This is a genomic window from Vibrio cholerae, assembly GCF_008369605.1.
Classification (GTDB): domain Bacteria; phylum Pseudomonadota; class Gammaproteobacteria; order Enterobacterales; family Vibrionaceae; genus Vibrio; species Vibrio cholerae.
Genome location: NZ_CP043554.1, coordinates 966010 through 984520, shown reverse-complemented (window position 1 = coordinate 984520; position 18511 = coordinate 966010). Strand labels below are relative to the sequence as shown.

Genomic DNA, 18511 nt, shown 5'->3' with positions numbered 1-18511 from the left:
GCCCATGATTCATCCATCTGCTATCCAACAACTTTTAGAACCGATTAACCATTTCCTGCAATGTCCTACACCCGACGAATGGGTTGAAGAAGCGCGCAAACCTGAAAACCTACGTGTTTTGTTGTTAGACCATTTACTATGTGAGCTGAAAGCTGGTCAATCCGCCATGTTTCTGATCCGTAAGTATGCGGTTGATAAAGAGAGTGAACTTTCGCTATTGGATTGGTTTAAACCTTATGAAGACTTTGCGTATCGCAAAATGGGAGATATCCAATCGCTCAAAGGCAAAAGCCAAATCTCCAAAGCGATCATTGCCAAATCGGATTCTCCTTATAGCCAAGATTTGATCGATAAAATGGTATTGCTGATCAAAGAAGAGCTACACCATTTCTATCAAGTGTTGGAAATTATGCAAGCGCGCAATGTGGAGTATGAGTCAATTCCGGCTAGCCGTTATGCCAAAAGCCTTCTAGCCCATATGAAGACTCATGAACCACAGACATTGATTGATAAGCTGATAGTAGGCGCTTACATTGAGGCTCGCTCTTGTGAGCGCTTTGCCAAACTCGCCCCCTACTTAGATGACGAGATAGCAAAATTTTATGTTTCTCTGCTTCGCTCTGAAGCTCGCCATTATCAAGACTACTTGCAACTGGCTGAACAAATTGCGGGCTACGATATCTCTGAACGTGTTGCGTATTTTGGCCGAGTCGAAGCGGAGTTAATTTCCACTCCCGATAGCGATTTCAAGTTTCACAGTGGTATCCCTACTGTTAATTAACGCTCATAGAATAAAGCCCTACCATGTGGCAGGGCTTGTGTCTCTTCAAGGTCTTAGTGAGCCGCTAAGTCATCACGTAAATACGATGTACGGTTGTAAATCGGTAAATACTGCAGTGACTGCAATTGGTAGCGATACTGCTTTTCCAGATTTTTACGTTTCGCCGCATCTTGGAAATCCGCTAGCTTAATGGTTGTTAACACAACATCATCGTACGTTTTCGCAGGATCTAATACTATTTCCGCTTCACGAGCGAGCAGCGCTTTATAGTCTTGCGTAAATCCAAGCATGTACCATGCATAGCTGTTTTCTTTCGTTGCATAGTACGTTGCTCCATTACTGCGTACAAAAGTTCTTACTCCATCACCTGAGCCTACTGATTCACTGCGCATCGTAATCGAACGAGCAAACACTTCATCACGCTGGTCAACCATCTTACCAGCCGAGTGCAAGACCATTGCAGTAAGAATTGCCTTGTTAAGAGGAACTTCTTCATACAGCGGTAAACCGAATGACTTACGTACTGAGTAGCTACCGAAGTATGGCATACGATCAATCTTGTTATTCCATGAGAAAGCTGTGAATTCGCCTTGAGCCTTATGATAGTTACCTTGTGAGTCTTTAAAGTTTAGCCAAAGTAAGTTTTCTCCTAGGATAAGAGTGCTCAACAGCATTTGCCCTTTGTCTGAAAATTGGAAATAACCGTCTTTCAATCCATATACATCTGGCAACTCGATTAATGACTTAGTAGAGCGATCTGTAGAGTCTCGTCTTCCCACTCGATCAACCAAAGTGGCTGACGCAGCCAAGATATCAGGCCAGTGACCAATATAGTCAATATAATTGCTGTAGTTGTTCACGGGGGCAGGACGTGGAGCCTTCCCACTATTTAAGTATTTACCAATTTCACCCACTACCGTGAGATCCGCAGCTAAACTCTGTTTTACCGTTTCATCAAAACACGATGTTGGCACATAGTTAATAGGGAAGTTATTACGCTGTGAATAAACGCTAATAATCTCAGCTAAAGGACGATAGCTTATCGCACCATCTGCGGCCTTGAGCTCACAAGTATGGTCAGGCGTTAAAACTATGTTGATCAACTTATCACGCGCCATATCCACTGACTTAGGTGAGCCACAAAAAACTTCAAATGGCCATACAGTGGCGTTAGCCTCGTCGTTACAGTAAGCCAAATTACTGATTGGTAGACCCAACATCTGGATATTCGACAATGGTCGACTAAACACCATGTCCTGATAGCGTTCAAAAATATGTAATGAGTTTCTCCAATCCATAAATTCACTCACACGGCGCTGAGCGTAACTCATCGCGGTCGATTCTGAGAATCGGTCACTCATACCTCGCAGAGTGCGTTTATAGTAGTTGTCCTCATAACTCTCGAGCTTAAATGCCATAATTTCAGCACGGTTACGACCTTCGTCATGGCGGTTACAATCATCATTCAGACTGACGTTACCATCGGTACAATAGAGGAACTCACGTAACGGTTTATCTGGATGCGCTGATTCTAAGGCCTTGATCGTACCATCATAGGTTAATGATGATGGTGTACTAAAAGGATCCAATGCTTCCTGACGTAGCTGATCATCATAATCCCCAGCATGGAGATAAACTTGCGTGATTGATTGAGTATTGTCGCCATTGGTTACTGTTTTTTGAGCTTCCACTTGACGTTTATAACCAAAGCGCAGTGCAGCCAAATCATAAGGACCAAACACTGCTAATGCATTAAGCATCGAAGGGTTGTAATCCATAATTGATGAGTAACCGGGTACGGTTCTTAATCCATGCTCAGCAAGTTCACTTTGCGTAAAGTAGTTTTTCGCATCGTTGCTACCTTTAAAGTTGTGACGTAGACCGAAGTTATGACCGAGTTCATGAACCAGCGTCTTCGCGTAGAAAACGCCTGTAATAAACAAACCAAGATCCGCTTGCTGCTTTTCACTTAGGTCATTCCACTCTTTCAATTTGCCAACAACACCTACTTCCCCATCCTTCCATAAACTTTTATCTTGGAAGTTAAAGGTTATTCCGCCTATCGTTGTCGGCAGCGATTTTAATGTCGCACCAGCACGCAATTCGGAAACAGGATACATGTTATTTTCAGCCCACAAGCGACGCTCTAACTCACGTAATGCGGACATTTCTTCAAATGAAACGTCTTCTTCACCATAAGTCAGTTCTTCTTGTACCGCTTTAACAACATCGGCCAATGACTGATAAGCCGCAGGAATAGACTGTGCTTCTTCTAGATTAATCGCTTCAGTCGCGTCGACATTTTGATGAGCGTCATAATGGATAACCCCTGAACCATTAGTCACCGATGTATGAGTTGGTGAGGTAGACTCATTGATGGCAGAAGAAACCTCAACTGGTGTCACTCGACCACGGTTATAGTCGTTTGCTATGCGATCCCACAAAATATCCGAAATAGAGCGCAGAACACCTGAATATTGGTTCACGTGCGCATGCACGATTTCACCCGTTAAAGGGTTAACTGCAGAAGGACCATAACCCGCCAAACCGTTATCCAATGGTTCATCAATCAGATTGATTACGTTGTAGCGTAAATCACCCGACTGTTTTCCACTCGGCTCATGTAGACGAATTTGTGGCACACCGACTTTGGCCAGTTGTGGGTTAATGCGCTCAATCACTTCCTTAGTCACTTGTTTGAAGAACAGCGTTTCCGCATTCTGATTGAAGCTATCTGACAAGTGATAATCGATATAAGGTAGCTTTGGATTAAAACGATGCAAATATTGGAACGTTTGATCAAATTGTCCGCCAACATAAGAAGGATCGGGTCTACCGACTTCATTTGCAAAGAAGCCAAACGTATCTTCATCGCCTTTTAAATAAATAACCGGCTCATAAATACCATGTGAAACACTACGAGCAGTCTTAGTATTCTGAGATGGAGAGCGAACAAGGTCTAACGGTACCAATGAATAGAATTGGGAAACGCTGAATGACAACTTATCCATATCCATATCATTACTGATGAGCGAGTTGATCATGCAATACCAGTTATTCGTAACTCGATAGTCCTGCATTAGCTCAAAGTTGAGCACACCATCTGCTGTGATCTCATAGCCTTTCCAACCTGTTTTCGGATCGTTAGCGAGTCGTGGCGTCCCCACTTTAGTGTAACAACCTTCAGCAAAGGTCAATAGGTCATTCCACGATGCTTCTGCAATGGTCGTTTTAGGGAAATCTGGCTCAAAATACGTACGCTGATACCAAGGTATTTCGTTGTTATCAACTTTCTCTTCTTTATTGGTACATTCGTTGTAATCGTTTTCTTTACACTGATAATCAACGTAATCCACTGGAATTGAAAGTACTAGGCTTTGATCATCGGCTCTTTCGATCCATCTCCCTAGTGCTTTTTGGTCAATCTCTCCTTGGCTAATCACATCAGGGCTAATCATGCGCACCTTTAGCTCACCCGATTTCGCACTATCGTTATTGGCCTCAAAAGCAACCGTCACTAACTTCTCCTGCCCTTGCATGAATGGAGCCATTGAACCCGCATAGCGAGGGGCATGAGCCATCGAAGGCATATAAAGATACACTTGATCCGTTTTGATTTGATCTCTGGTATAGGTGTTACTTGGTTTAGATAAATATTCATAGGGTTGATCATCAGCACCACAACCAGCCAGAATACTGGTAATAGCAGATGCCAACGCAATACGCTTAAATTGCATTGTCTACGTCCTTATATTAAATTCCTAAAAAGAATAGGTTAGTTGTGCGATATAACTCGCTTTGTCTGTATCAAATAAGTCTAAATTTCCCAATGTTCCGCGCTCTGCATCACTATAAAAACCTGCGCTAGATACAGTAAATGATGCCAACCACGAATCAGAAATTTGATAGTTGCTATAAACTGAAGCCGCATAGTTAAATTCTCGGCTACGATTCCCTTTATAACTCGTACCATTACCCCCCAGTAAAGAGGCACCTAATGTCAATTTATCAAATTGATAATGACCATCAGCAGAAACTGAATAAACCCATTCTGTTAATACACGCCCATTCATGGTTTGGTATTTATAGAAGTTTTTCCGAAGTCTTGGCGATACGGAATAATTGCCACCAAGCATTTTAAAACTCACCGGCACAGAAAGCCGAAAAGCGGTATAAAGCTCAGTATCACGAGAAGCTTCTGAGGTAGGAATGGTCAATTGCCCACCAAGCCCCAAACGCCCTGTTTCACCGAAAGTGAAGAGATTAGAGTAATTTAAACCAACTACAGTGTCTGTCACATAAGTCCCTGTTTTATCCTGAAAGACTCGGTAGCCACCACCTGTAATAAAGGCTCGCAGCTGTTCCGACACAGGATAATTTAGAGTACCATTCCATGATAAGTTACGGACGGATCGGTAGTCATCTTTATCGTAAAGGTTGCTGTCGTAAGCCAAAGAGGCAGAACCAGACAACTGACAAATAAGACACGGCTGGTCTTCATTTAAAGTCAGATCACTATTTGGATTTGTTGTTTCTCCTTCTGCAAACACTGTGGTTGCAGAAAAAAGACTAACAACTAAAAATGAAATAGGATTGACTCTACACCTTTTTATGTTGTGCATATTTTACTTCCAAAAAACATTCAGCCTTAAACTGAACAAACTTCGATGCTCAGTAAATAAGATTAAATACTGAACATCACCCCAAGCATGGGTAAATACCCATACTTGAAATTTAAATGTTATTATCTTTATAGATTATACATATGTAGCAAGCAGAGAATAAATGTAGATTGATTACACATCAATTAAATGTTATTTCCGAGTAAGATCACTTTTCTTCCTATATCTAGGATGTGTTATCGGAATAGCTGAAAGTAATTTTTTGGTATAGTCATGCATAGGATTGTTATAAACCTCTAGTACATTGCCATACTCAACAATTTTTCCGAAATACATGACGGCAATATTATCTGAAACCTGTTTAACAACAGATAGATCATGCGATATAAAAATAATCGCCAAATTCATTTCCTGCTGTAATGTCAATAGCAAATTAATAATTTGTGCTTGGACAGACACATCAAGCGCAGAAACTGATTCATCGCAGATCAACAGTTTGGGTTTTAATGCAATCGCTCGTGCAATTCCAATTCGTTGACGCTGGCCGCCAGAAAATTCATGGGGATACCGCTCAATAGAATTGGCTGGCAACCCTACCTTTTCAAGCAGTTCTAAAACCCATTTTTTACGCTCTTGAGCATTACCGACCCCATGGATAATAAACGGCTCTTCCAAAATCATTCCTATGGTATGCCGTTGGTTAAGCGACTCTAGAGGATCTTGGAAAACAATTTGCATTTCTTTACGCAGTGAGCGCATAGCTTTCGCTGAGAATTGGGTAATATCTTGCCCTTCAAAGAAAATTCGTCCTTCTGTTGGTTCAAACAGCTTGAGTATGGTGCGCCCTAACGTACTTTTCCCACACCCAGATTCTCCGACCAATCCTAGTGTTTCTCCCGGCTGGAGGGCAAATGAAACACCATCGACCGCTTTGATAATATACCCACGCCGAAAAAGCTTCTTACCAGAAACAAAGTGTTGTTTCAGATTTTCAATTTTGAGTAGCGGCTGCATGCTTACCCCTTAAACTCAGGAAATGACTGTGGATCAATCGGTTTAATAGGGATCAACTGTTTAGGCGTGTGCTCTAAACTGGGCATTAAACTCATTAATCTTTCGGTATATGGGTGCTGCGGGCGATCAAACAGATCAAAAACGTCTGCATGCTCAACCACTTTACCTGCATACATCACCACGACTTCATCACACACTTCAGCCACTACGCCTAAATCATGGGTAATAAAGATCACTGCCATGCCTGTTTCTTGTTGCAAATCTTGGATCAAATCCAAAATGGAGGCTTGTACCGTGACGTCTAATGCCGTAGTGGGTTCATCACAGATCAATATTTCCGGTTTACATGCTAATGCCATCGCGATCATCACTCGTTGTCGCATCCCTCCAGAAAGGTTATGCGGATACTCATCCAAACGCTTGTCTGCCATCGGAATTCGCACTTTTTCGAGCATCTCTGATGCGTGTTGACGCAAAGTAGAACGACCAAGCTCTGGCCTATGTAAGGCCAGAACTTCCATCAGTTGTTTACCCACGGTATGAACAGGATTAAGCGCTGTCATCGGATCCTGAAAAATGATTGAGATACGATCACCACGCATCGCATACATCTCTTTGGGTGGTAGTTTCACCAAATCTTTTCCGCGATATAGGATCTCTCCACCAGTCACTCGGCCATAGGGTTTCGGCAATAATCCCATGATTGACATTGCGGTGACGCTTTTCCCACAACCCGATTCACCCACTAAACCAAGTGTTCGACCTTTTTTGACGTCAAAGCTCACTCCATGCAGAATTTTTACCGCTCCGTTATCAGCTTTTTGACAGGGGATTGAGGGGTTCTGCCATGGTATGCCGATTCGGACCGCATGGATGGGAACCGTGATGCCACGTTAGGTATGACGGGGTAGGGTGGGATTGGGTTAACAAGCCGTTAACTGGTCCGAGTTTGAGGGTAATACGGGGCTGAGAGGGAGATGGCGTCCGGCGCGACTCTGGCTGGTGACGCAGATTCCCAAAATTCGTCCGCTTGAAATTTCTCCGTGTCTACCATAACGGCATTACATACGCATTGGCCCGTGAGCCGTGGGCAAGACGGTCTCCTAGGGAGGTTTCGGAGATTGACTCGAGCAGCGTGTGAGGCATCGGGATGTGGGCCGGATCATGCTGTGCGGGCATCATGGTAGGAGCCATGACTGCGTTGGTTGGGCAGGTTGGGGCTGCGTAGCTTTTCTAGCTCTCGGGCGAGGTCGAAGATTGTGGATATGGATGGTGAGGTGCATGCGCGGACGATTACGAATTATGGTGAATCCTGGATAGACCCGGGGAGGGGTTGGAGGCTGGCCGTTGTTGGAAGAGGCGGGAGCCGCACGGTGTGTGGAGTGTTAAACCGCTGGGGTTATCGCCTGGAACATTGTTGACTGGTTTATGATAAGGCTAAGGTCAATCGTGACGATCAGTTTGAAATTCTTAGATGGGGAGGGGACTACCCACGTGTAATGGGTGGGGTTTATGAACGTTGTGACTTCGTAATTGGTCTTGGGCTTTAGCGTGAACGGCGGGAGACGCGGCGGCGCAGCGTGCATTGACTTCTGCCTAATACGGGGGGGACACACCGTAATCAGCCACCACTCTGGCTTGCGGCAAATTAGCAATGGAGGTATCCGGGGGAATTGAATCGAAGTAATTCATGGGTGCCAGGCCGGCGGGGGTTAAAACTGAAGCAGATTTTATTCGGTTGGGCAGGGGGAGGGCGCATTTGAGAAGGGGGTGGGGGTGGTGCGGTTTTTGATAGAGGCCTAAATGTACCAATTCCCTTCGCCAGTGGTTGGGCTTGCGGGTTGTGGAGATAAGCGGGCTTGGGGGACGCAGTCGATGGGGCAATTGCCACGAAATATAAGTCGATACCGTTTTAACATCACTTCCGAGATCTGGTGTGCACACCCATTGCATGAGGATTGGGTTTACATTCTGCAAGTGACCTCGGCACGCTGTGTGACCAGCTGGTATTGCCCCAAACATCTGCGTCGAATGTAGCCTTTCTCGTAGAGCTCACCATTCGCCTTTTCATGCCAAAGCGCAGGCAAAATCATGTTGAAAGCGTCCAACGAACCTTTTTCAAAATGCTTTAGTGCAATGTCTTCATCACGAATAATCGTCAACCTAATTTTATCCACGTTAAAACGGTGCTGATAATAGCGGTTGCTATAACCCCACCAATCATCTCCCACATGCTTAAAAGTGATGCTTTTGCCCTTTTTCACCTCGTCGAGGTAATAGGCGTTGGTGGTGGGTTCACCTTCAAAGTTATAACGGCGCACAAAATCATCATCAATGCCGTCTTTGTTCTCATCTTTCTTTGGATTGGCATAAAAATGCTCAGGACGAGGGACCAAAGAACCCAAGGTATAAAGCAGGTCTTCTTGGTTTTTCTCGACCTTACTCACTGCTGCGAATGTGTGCTCATCAATTTTGATCACATCATCAATCACAGTGGTGTAATACTCGTTATACCAAGGCGCAACAATATCTGGTGAACGATAAAATTTGAGCATAAAAACAAAGTCGTCAGCAGTAACTGGCTCACCATCAGACCACTTGGCTTGGGCATTAAGTTTGAAATAAACCGTCTTATTGTCACCTGCAAATGCCCATTCATTAGCCAGCTGTGGGATCCACTGTAACGTATCCGGATGTTTCGCCACTAACGCAGGAACATCATCAAGGAAATAGCCTCTCAGCCCTGAGTTTGAGTCTGGGCCAACACTGCGCAGAGTTTGTGGGAAACTCAATAAATGCGTGCGGTAAGTGCCACCTCGTTTCGCCTCTGCTGATGCGAAGACTGGCTCATCCCAATTAGTTTGCCATTGCAAGTTACTCGGCAACGAAGCCGCATACAGGCTGGTACTCGTGGCAGCAATAGCTGATGCAATAAAGAGTTTTTTCATCCTAAATATCCCTATTTTCCTTTCCATCACACGTAACGTGTGTACTTCTTCGGATCAAATGCCGCTCGAATCGCTTCACCAATAAACGTCACCATTACCAGTACAGAGACAATTGCGGTAACGACTGAAGTTACAATCCAAGGCGCATCAAGATTCGATTTTCCTTGCTGGAGTAATTCGCCCCAACTTGGGGTAGGAGGCATAAGTCCTAGCCCTAAATAATCTAGTGCGGTAAGAGCTGTGATGTTGGCTGCAATCGTAAACGGTGCCAACGTCACTATCATCACCATCGTATTGGGTAAAATATGATGGAATAAAATTCTTGCCGTAGATGCACCGAGCGCTCGTGCTGCCGTCACATACTCACGAGCCGCTTCTTTGTACGTCATGGTTCGCATATACCAAGTGATACCAATCCAGCCAAACAAGACGTTAATCGCGACAAACAAAACAAAAGTAGGCTGAGTAATGGAGACCAAAATCATAATGACGTAGAGAAATGGCACCATTGACCAAACTTCGATCACTCGTTGAGTCAATAGATCAAAGCGGCCACCAAAAAATCCCATCGCACAGCCGATCACAGTGCCAATCGCATATGAGATGGCCATCGTTAACAAAGCAAAACCCATTGCTGTACGAAAGCCGTACACTAAGCGAGCCAAAACGTCACGTCCAATCACGTCAGTACCGAGATAATGCTGTTTTTCAATATCAGGAGCTAACGGCGGAAACTCACCACTAAAATCCTGCTCATAAGGGTTCCACGGTACTAAGGGTAAGATAACAAAATTATCTTTATTCTCTTCTTCAAACAGCGTTTTCAACTGTCGATAGTCCGCTTCACTCGCATAGTCCAAGCCGAATTCTGTTCCAGAGTACACACCACTCACAACAGGGAAATACCACTCTCCTTGATATTTCACCACTAAAGCACGGCTGTTAATAAAGAATTCTGAAAATAATGAAAGCACTAGCAAAATAGAAAGAATGCTAAATGACCAATAGCCACGTTTAATTTCTTTAAATGCTTTAATCTTTTTTCTGGTTAATGGGCTGATTGTTATCATTACTCACCAAACCTTACTCGTGGATCGGTTGCTGCTACACACAAGTCAGATAAAATATTTCCAATCATCAACATCACAGCGTTAATTGCGACAATTCCCATTACAACTGGATAATCACGCTCCATAATCGATTCATAACCAAGCAGGCCAATTCCATCAATATTAAATATCACTTCAATAAGGAATGATCCTGTCATAAAAAACAACAAGGAGTTTCCAAAATGACTTGCAACGGGAATTAGACTATTTTGTAAAGCATGCTTTCTTACCGCTTTATGAAATGGTAAACCTTTAGCGATAGCAGTACGGATATAATCTGCAGATAAGTTTTCCATAAGGCTGTTTTTCATTGTCATGGTCAACGTAGCGAAGTCACCAATCAAATAACAAATAAGCGGCAATATAGCGTGCCACATAACATCCTTTAATCGCTCAGAGAAAGTCTCATAGTCTTCGAATTCATCACCAACAAAGCCCCCCATCGGAAACCATTCTAAGTGATACGAGAATACTGTGATAAGAAAAACCCCCACGACATAGCCTGGTAATGCATAGCCTACAAAGATCATAATCGAAGAGGCTGAGTCAAATACTGAGCCATGCTTGATCGCTTTGTAATATCCAAGGGGAATAGAAATGAAATAGCTAATAAAGAAAGTCATTCCACCATAAAACAATGAAATGGGTAGACGCTCTGCAATCATTTCACTGACTGGTTCGTAATAACGCGTTGACTCACCAAAATCTAATACGATTATTTTGCTTAACCAATCAAAATAGGCCTCAAGAATAGGCTTATCTAGCCCATAAAATGCATTGAGCTGAGCAATTTGAGCATCAGATAAAGCATTACTTTCATTCACAGTCGAATAATTAGCGCTATCCGACATGGATTGCATACTAGCCAACATTCGTTCTACCGGTCCCCCCGGTACAAAACGTGTAATGGTAAATATTAGGATCGTAATGCCTAAGAAGGTTGGCAATATTAAAGCCAATCTACGTAAAATATATGATAACACTTACAAGCGTACTCCATGCTGTAATACATAAGTTATCAAGACCATAAACATCCAGTTAGGTCCTTAATGTGTAGACAGTTCTCACTGCAAGCTTAAGGAGATTGAGAGTTCATTCCTTAGCTGCATATTTAATACAAGATTTCTTGGTAAGATCAAACACTAATTTGCAACAAACTTGCCGAATCAACATCTATAAAACTGCATATTTACTCGAAAAATAGACTATAATTTCAGCAATCAGATGACAAGATAAGCTAGGTAAACGTTTAACAAAGATTTATTCACTATTGTTATAATTATTTCCAGAATAAATGAAATGGGCATCATTCATAAAAAATGCATAAGTATGATTTATTAAGCTTTTATACAGTTAATAAAAATGCGACTAATATCAAAACATTAGTCGCATTATTTAATTTTTATGTCACTTAGATAATGTTTGGTTGATCTCTTCCAGAACCACTTCAGGATGTGCGGCTTGAGTGATAGGGCGACCGATCACGAGATAATCTGAACCAGAGGCAATGGCTTGGGCTGGAGTCATAATACGGCGTTGATCGCCTTGCTCTGAACCCGCTGGACGAATTCCTGGCGTCACCAGTTTGAATTCACGCCCTAAATGTTGCTTCAATAGTGATGCCTCTTGTGCGGAGCATACTACACCATCAAGACCAGCATTTTTGGTGAGCGTTGCTAATCGCAGCACATGATCTTGTGGCGCACTCAAGATGCCAATACCTTGTAAATCGGCAGATTCCATACTGGTCAATACAGTGACACCAATCAGCAGTGGGCGATCTTTACCATACGGCTCCAGAATCTCACGCGATGCTGCCATCATTCGCTCGCCACCACTCGCGTGCACATTCACCATCCAAACCCCAAGCTCAGCGGCAGCTTTCACCGCTTTTGAACAGGTATTCGGAATATCGTGAAATTTCAGATCCAGAAACACAGAAAAACCTCGTTTATGCAGCTCACGGACAAAATCAGGACCAAATAGAGTAAACATCTCTTTACCCACTTTGAGTCGACATGTGCTTGGATCAATTTTGTCCACAAACGCGAGCGCATCCGCCAGATTGTCATAGTCCAGTGCAACAATCACTTTTGGGTCGTTCATCGTTTCTCCTATCTGTATATCGAGTTAAAAAAAAGCAGCCATAAATAGCTGCGTCATACTGTTGATTTTTAATTACTCACCATCTAAGCCTCTGATTGGCTTGATTGAACCCCAGTTTTTACATGATGGGCAATGCCAATAAAGTGAATGGGTCGAAAAGCCACATTTACGGCAACGGTAATGGGGTTTTACTTTAAGCTGTTCACCCACTAAGCGTTGTAACGTAGAGAGACTGGCTTTGGCTCTGCCCTCTTCCGCTTCGGCAATATGGTAATCAATCAACCGGTAAAAGCCTTTCATAGTAGGATTTTTAACCAACTGACGAGTTAAAATCTCTTGTGCAGCGGCAATACCTTCATGCTGTGCAACCAGCTGAGCGAGCATTAATTCGGCCGATACCCCCGCTTTATTGGCGATACAGCGACGTAAGAAGGTGATCAAATCTTGCTCTCGCCCCAAATGGTGGTAACACTCAGCCAACGTATTGAGCACTTCACCGATAAAATCGATATCTTGCTCAAGAACCATCTCTAGATGGTCAATAGTCTTCTGATAGTCTTCGTTTTGTAGGTAGAGTTTACCGAGTGAAATGGTTGCACGTACACATTTCGGATCTTCTTGTAATGCTTTTTTAAACAGTTGGATGGCTTTGTTATCGTTACTGTCCGCCTTTTCAAGCATGGCCAGCTCGCAGTAGAAATGCGCAATGTTCACCTTCATACGTTTGCGCCCAAGCTTAACCAAAGCGGTGGCGCACTCAATCGCTTTGTGCCACTCACGAGTCTGTTGATAAATTGCCGTGAGCTGCTGGAGAGCGGATTCACGATGCTCAGGCTCATCAATCAGTTGTTCAAATATTTTCTCAGCACGATCAAGAAAACCGGACACCATATAGTCCTTAGCTAACTGCTGCAGCGCCAAGTTTTTCTGGTCTATGGTCAACCCAGAGCGAGAGATAAGGTTTTGGTGAATACGAATAGCGCGATCCACTTCGCCACGAGACCGGAAAAGGTTACCGAGTGCTAGATGGGTATCAATGGTTTCATTATCGACTTGCAGTAATTCGATAAAGTGATCAACCGCTTTATCCGATTGATCGGAGAGTAAGAGGTTCAAACCGGTCACGTATTGACGCGAAATTTGGTGTGATTGTTTCTGTTTATCTTGCTGGGCGCTACGATGCCCCATGTACCAGCCGTAGGCGGCAGCGATGGGCAATAACAGGAACAGTATTTCTAACATCGAAAACAGCCTTATCCGCTATGTACTTTCGTTTCAGGTGCGGATTGCTGATTGGCCAATTTTAACTGTTTGGTAAGTTTGCGAATTCTCAGTTGCGACTTGAAATGCATGCCACCGAAAAGAATCGCTGCACAAGCAAAGCCGACAATAAAAACCGTACCCAGTAAGGTCGATAAATGAAACTCACCTTGCGCTAGCAAGTAGTTAAATACCACAACCGATTGGTTTTGCGAGCCTAATGCTAATGCGATTAAGAAAAGAGCGAGTACGGCGACTATCTTTATAATTTTCATAAGTCATTACCTTTTCACAAATTGGCACACCGATTATGCAGGAAAACGGCGCGACAAACCACGGCTAATAGTCATGCTGATATAAAAAAGCGGCACGCTGGATTAGCATGCCGCTCGTGTGAACAAACTTTACTCAGATTACAAGTTAACGCGTTCGCGTAGTTCCTTGCCTGGTTTGAAATGCGGAACGTACTTACCTTCCAACTCAACCTTATCGCCAGTCTTAGGATTACGCCCAACACGCGGCTCACGATAGTGTAAGGAAAAGCTACCGAAACCACGAATCTCGATGCGCTCCCCCGCTTCTAACGTAGAGGCCATATGCTCAAGGATATTTTTTACCGCATCTTCGATCTCTTTCGCAGACAAGTGCGTTTGTTCGGCACAGAGTCTTTCTATCAGTTCGGACTTAGTCATAGTTTCCCTCTTCGAGTTGTTACTGCTCAATTATAGTCAGTAATATCAATTCCAACAAACACTTGATTTACATTGTAGAAAAAGAACTCGACGTTGGGCGAGATCTTACATTAGGTTTACTGTTTTATTTCTAAGAGTGAACGTTATGCGGCTTTTTGGCAACTGCTCATGTTTAATCTTAGGTGGCGATCATAAGATTACAACAAGCACCACCGCTAAAAGCGGTGGTTTAGGGATGCCAATAAAAATCCGCCTTCTTAGAAGGCGGTTTTAATATAAGCCCCCTAAAAGGGGGCCACGACGCTGTTAGTCTCTCAATAACTCTAACTGCTGCTCTTGCTCAAGCTCTTTTTTGTCTTGATGCCGTACATACCGTCTAATGATTTCTTCATTTACACCTACCGTATCCACAAAATAGCCTCGCGCCCAAAAATGATTTCCCCATAACTTTTTCCTGATATGTGGAAACTTGTTGAATAGCCTAATTGCACTCCTACCCTTTAAAACTCCCATCAACGTCGAAATCGATACTTTGGGCGGAATTATCGCAACTAAGTGGACATGCTCTGGCTGAACATTGAGTTCCAAAACTTCACAATCTTTCATATTACAAAGAATGTAGATCGAACGATTTAGCTCTTTGGCTACATTACCTTTTAAGATCTTAAAACGAAATTTTGGTGTCCAAACGATATGATATTTGCAACGCCAATAGACGTGTGATGAACTTCTGTAGTCGCCCATGTTATTTGAATCCTCTTACTTATGGTGAATAAGAGTTTGTCTTCTAACATGGGCGCATTTTCGGGCAAAAGCCCCTAGGGACAATAACCACCGCTAAAAGCGGTGGTTTAGGGATGACAACAAAAAAGGAGCCTTGCGGCTCCTTTTGTCTATTAGCGTTTGGCTATTATTCGCCTTTCGCTGCTTTGAAAGCGTCAGCCATAGCATTACCGAACGCAGCTTCATCTTGCTTGTTCAGAGTTGCCATTACTTCTTGCTCTTCAGCTTCATCTTTCGCTTTGATAGACAGGTTGATTACGCGGTTTTTACGGTCAACACCAGTAAATTTCGCTTCAACTTTGTCACCAACGTTCAGGATCAGTGATGCATCTTCGATACGGTCACGTGATACTTCAGAAGCGCGGATGTAACCTTCAACGCCGTCTTCTAGCTCGATGGTTGCGCCTTTCGCGTCAACTGCAGTTACAGTACCGTTAACCAGAGCACCTTTCTTGTTGTCTGAAACATAAGCGTTGAATGGATCGTTTTCCATTTGCTTGATGCCCAGAGAAATACGCTCACGCTCAGCGTCTACTGCTAGAACAACTGCAGAGATTTCGTCGCCTTTCTTGAATTCACGAACAGCTTCTTCTCCTGGTACGTTCCAAGAGATGTCAGACAGGTGAACCAGACCGTCGATACCGCCTTCTAGACCGATGAAGATACCAAAGTCAGTGATAGACTTGATCTTACCAGTTACTTTGTCGCCTTTAGCTTGCGCTTCAGCGAATGATTGCCATGGGTTAGCTTTACACTGTTTCAGGCCTAGAGAGATACGACGACGCTCTTCGTCGATATCCAGAACCATAACCTCAACTTCGTCGCCAACATTAACAACTTTAGATGGGTGGATGTTCTTGTTCGTCCAGTCCATTTCAGAAACGTGTACTAGACCTTCAACGCCTTCTTCGATTTCAACGAAGCAGCCGTAGTCAGTCAGGTTAGTTACACGGCCAGACAGTTTGTGACCTTCTGGGTAACGCTTAGCGATTGCTACCCATGGATCTTCGCCTAGCTGTTTCAGACCTAGAGATACGCGAGTACGATCACGATCGAACTTCAGTACTTTAACTAGGATCTCGTCACCAACGTTAACGATTTCTGATGGATGCTTAACGCGCTTCCAAGCCATGTCAGTGATGTGTAGCAGACCGTCAACGCCGCCCAGATCAACGAACGCACCGTAGTCAGTCAGGTTCTTAACGATACCTTTAACTTCAGTACCTTCTTGCAGAGTTTCAAGCAGTTCATCACGCTCTACGCTGCTTTCAGATTCGATAACTGCACGACGAGAAACAACAACGTTGTTACGCTTCTGGTCTAGCTTGATAACTTTGAACTCTAGCTCTTTGTTTTCTAGGTGAGCAGTGTCACGGATTGGACGTACGTCAACCAGAGAACCTGGCAGGAACGCACGGATACCGTTCAGTTCAACAGTGAAACCACCTTTAACTTTACCGTTAATGATACCGATAACAGTTGCAGCTTCTTCGTAAGCTTTTTCAAGTACGATCCAAGCTTCATGGCGCTTCGCTTTCTCACGAGAAAGTTGAGTTTCGCCGAAACCATCTTCAACCGCGTCCAGAGCTACGTCTACTTGAGAACCAACTTGAACTTCTAGTTCGCCAGCAGCGTTCTTGAATTGTTCAGCAGGGATAGCAGACTCAGACTTCAGGCCAGCATCAACCAGAACGTAGCCGTTCTCGATTGCTACTACAGTACCTTTAACGATAGTACCTTGTTGGAATTGGGTCTCGTTCAGAAACTCTTCAAAGAGTTGAGCAAAAGATTCAGTCATTTATTTAATCTTCAATAATTAAACGGCCACGGGTGTCCTACCACGTGGGGTTATTAAATTCGCCAATCATCATCCTTGCGACCGACGTTCTTACCTAGCGTGAACCATTCACACTAGCTTAGATTCGATATATTGTAGCGCTTGTTCCACCACTTCATCGATAGTCAATGTGGTTGAATCAAGCACTAATGCGTCTTCAGCAGGACGTAATGGAGCAACAGCACGATTTCTGTCGCGGTCGTCTCTTTCCTGAATTTCGCTTAAAAGGGCGTCAAATTTAACATCAAGCCCCTTCAGTTGCAACTGCTTGAAGCGTCTACGGGCTCTTTCTTCCGCACTGGCATCAAGGAAAATTTTTGCTTCCGCCGCTGGAAAAACCACAGTGCCCATATCACGGCCATCTGCAACCAATCCAATACCACTAGCAAACGCGCGTTGACGGCGCAGCAGCGCTTCACGTACCCGAGGTAATGCCGCGACTTTTGACGCAGCCATCCCAGTTTCTTCTTTACGCAGCTCGCGAGACACATCTTCACCTTCGAGGATGACTTTCACTAAGTCGCCTTCCGCGATGAACTGCACATCAAGATGCGTAGCAAGAGGAACCAAAGCATCTTCCGATTCAAGATCAACGCCATGATGAAGAGCCGCCAAGGCCAACACGCGATAAATCGCGCCAGAATCCAATAGCTGAAAACCGAGTTTTTTAGCCAACAACATGCACAATGTGCCTTTACCTGCACCGCTAGGTCCATCAACGGTAACCACTGGCGTATGAGAAGACATGTATTTCTCCACTTTTTTGTTTTTAGGCGATTGGAATCGTCACGCCCGCGTTTTCGGCGAAGAATTATAAGTGCAAAGGCTCTCTGGTGCTAGGTAAGAGTCCTGATTAACCATAAAAAGGCTACTGAGTTAAAAAATTAACTCGGCCGAAGCCGAGTTATTACGAGACACATGATTGCAGCTTATAACAAGATCCTTGCGGCATTGTTGCGCACTGTCGCTTCACCAATCCCTTTCACATTCGTCAGATCATCGATATGAGTAAAAGGACCGTTGGCTTCTCGATAATCGACAATGGCCTGAGCTTTCTTAAGCCCGATGCCTTTGAGTAACGTCGCCAGTTCTTCTGCAGAAGCGGTATTAATGTTGACAGTGATCACAATACCTTCTTCTACCTGCGCAGCGGGTGCCGTTTCCTCGGCATTGGCCAGTAACGGTAATGTCGGCAGGCAGAGAGAAAGAAACAGTGTCACTATTTTGGTTTTGATTTGCATGATAGACCCTCATTTTGGTTGTTGAGGGCTTATGATAGCGAGGGGAAAAATGATGGAAATTTCGACAGTTTATAAATAGAACGGGCTACTGCTGTAGCCCGTTTCTTTAAACATATCA

General features: G+C 43.9%; 15 protein-coding genes and 1 pseudogene. 1 reads left to right on the top strand and 15 read right to left on the bottom strand.

What is annotated here, in order from left to right; all coding sequences use genetic code 11:
* Positions 1–4 precede the first annotated feature (4 nt).
* A complete protein-coding gene (miaE, locus tag F0316_RS04715; protein ID WP_000581752.1) occupies positions 5–781 on the top strand; it encodes a tRNA isopentenyl-2-thiomethyl-A-37 hydroxylase MiaE in 777 nt (258 codons plus the stop codon).
* Between the two features lie 53 nt (positions 782–834).
* On the opposite strand, the gene F0316_RS04710 is transcribed toward miaE, so the two are convergent.
* The 15 genes and pseudogenes from F0316_RS04710 to F0316_RS04640 form a co-directional block, all read right to left on the bottom strand.
* Positions 835–4518 (bottom strand): zinc-dependent metalloprotease, encoded by a 3684-nt coding sequence (locus tag F0316_RS04710; protein ID WP_095466800.1) that lies wholly within the window; start codon positions 4516–4518, stop codon positions 835–837.
* Between the two features lie 24 nt (positions 4519–4542).
* Complete coding sequence (locus tag F0316_RS04705) at positions 4543–5403, bottom strand: membrane protein (RefSeq protein WP_001908559.1); 861 nt, start codon at positions 5401–5403, stop codon at positions 4543–4545.
* A 192-nt stretch (positions 5404–5595) separates the two neighbouring features.
* Positions 5596–6417 (bottom strand): ABC transporter ATP-binding protein, encoded by an 822-nt coding sequence (locus F0316_RS04700; RefSeq protein WP_001182758.1) that lies wholly within the window; start codon positions 6415–6417, stop codon positions 5596–5598.
* A gap of 2 nt (positions 6418–6419) precedes the next feature.
* On the bottom strand, positions 6420–7277 hold the full coding sequence (locus tag F0316_RS04695) for an ABC transporter ATP-binding protein (protein WP_149560246.1): 858 nt from the start codon (positions 7275–7277) through the stop codon (positions 6420–6422).
* Between the two features lie 1164 nt (positions 7278–8441).
* Positions 8442–9365, bottom strand: a pseudogene (locus F0316_RS04690) (ABC transporter substrate-binding protein); the annotation flags it as partial.
* 26 nt (positions 9366–9391) lie between these two features.
* A complete protein-coding gene (locus F0316_RS04685) occupies positions 9392–10435 on the bottom strand; it encodes an ABC transporter permease (RefSeq protein WP_000628718.1) in 1044 nt (347 codons plus the stop codon).
* Positions 10435–11457: an ABC transporter permease gene (locus F0316_RS04680; RefSeq protein WP_001908563.1), complete on the bottom strand. Its 1023-nt coding sequence runs from the start codon at positions 11455–11457 to the stop codon at positions 10435–10437. The genes F0316_RS04685 and F0316_RS04680 overlap by 1 nt, the downstream gene beginning before the upstream one ends.
* Positions 11458–11881: 424 nt before the next feature.
* The gene (gene pyrF / locus F0316_RS04675) at positions 11882–12580 is read right to left on the bottom strand and encodes an orotidine-5'-phosphate decarboxylase (protein ID WP_000999556.1); all 699 of its coding nucleotides are present in this window, start codon (positions 12578–12580) and stop codon (positions 11882–11884) included.
* A 72-nt stretch (positions 12581–12652) separates the two neighbouring features.
* Positions 12653–13822, bottom strand: a complete 1170-nt coding sequence (gene lapB / locus F0316_RS04670; RefSeq protein ID WP_000889971.1) for a lipopolysaccharide assembly protein LapB — start codon at positions 13820–13822, stop codon at positions 12653–12655.
* 11 nt (positions 13823–13833) lie between these two features.
* Positions 13834–14115, bottom strand: coding sequence for a LapA family protein (locus tag F0316_RS04665; protein WP_000691492.1), 282 nt, complete (start codon positions 14113–14115; stop codon positions 13834–13836).
* A 138-nt stretch (positions 14116–14253) separates the two neighbouring features.
* Positions 14254–14532: an integration host factor subunit beta gene (ihfB, locus tag F0316_RS04660; RefSeq protein WP_000167341.1), complete on the bottom strand. Its 279-nt coding sequence runs from the start codon at positions 14530–14532 to the stop codon at positions 14254–14256.
* A gap of 306 nt (positions 14533–14838) precedes the next feature.
* Positions 14839–15276, bottom strand: coding sequence for an IS200/IS605-like element IS1004 family transposase (gene tnpA, locus F0316_RS04655; RefSeq protein WP_142740806.1), 438 nt, complete (start codon positions 15274–15276; stop codon positions 14839–14841).
* Positions 15277–15442: 166 nt separating this feature from the next.
* Positions 15443–17113, bottom strand: a complete 1671-nt coding sequence (rpsA, locus tag F0316_RS04650) for a 30S ribosomal protein S1 (RefSeq protein ID WP_000140318.1) — start codon at positions 17111–17113, stop codon at positions 15443–15445.
* 108 nt (positions 17114–17221) lie between these two features.
* A complete protein-coding gene (gene cmk, locus F0316_RS04645; protein ID WP_000094752.1) occupies positions 17222–17899 on the bottom strand; it encodes a (d)CMP kinase in 678 nt (225 codons plus the stop codon).
* A gap of 182 nt (positions 17900–18081) precedes the next feature.
* Positions 18082–18393 carry a ComEA family DNA-binding protein gene (locus tag F0316_RS04640; RefSeq protein ID WP_001166105.1) on the bottom strand — a complete coding sequence of 104 codons (312 nt, stop codon included), beginning with the start codon at positions 18391–18393 and terminating at the stop codon, positions 18082–18084.
* Between the last annotated feature and the right edge of the window lie 118 nt (positions 18394–18511).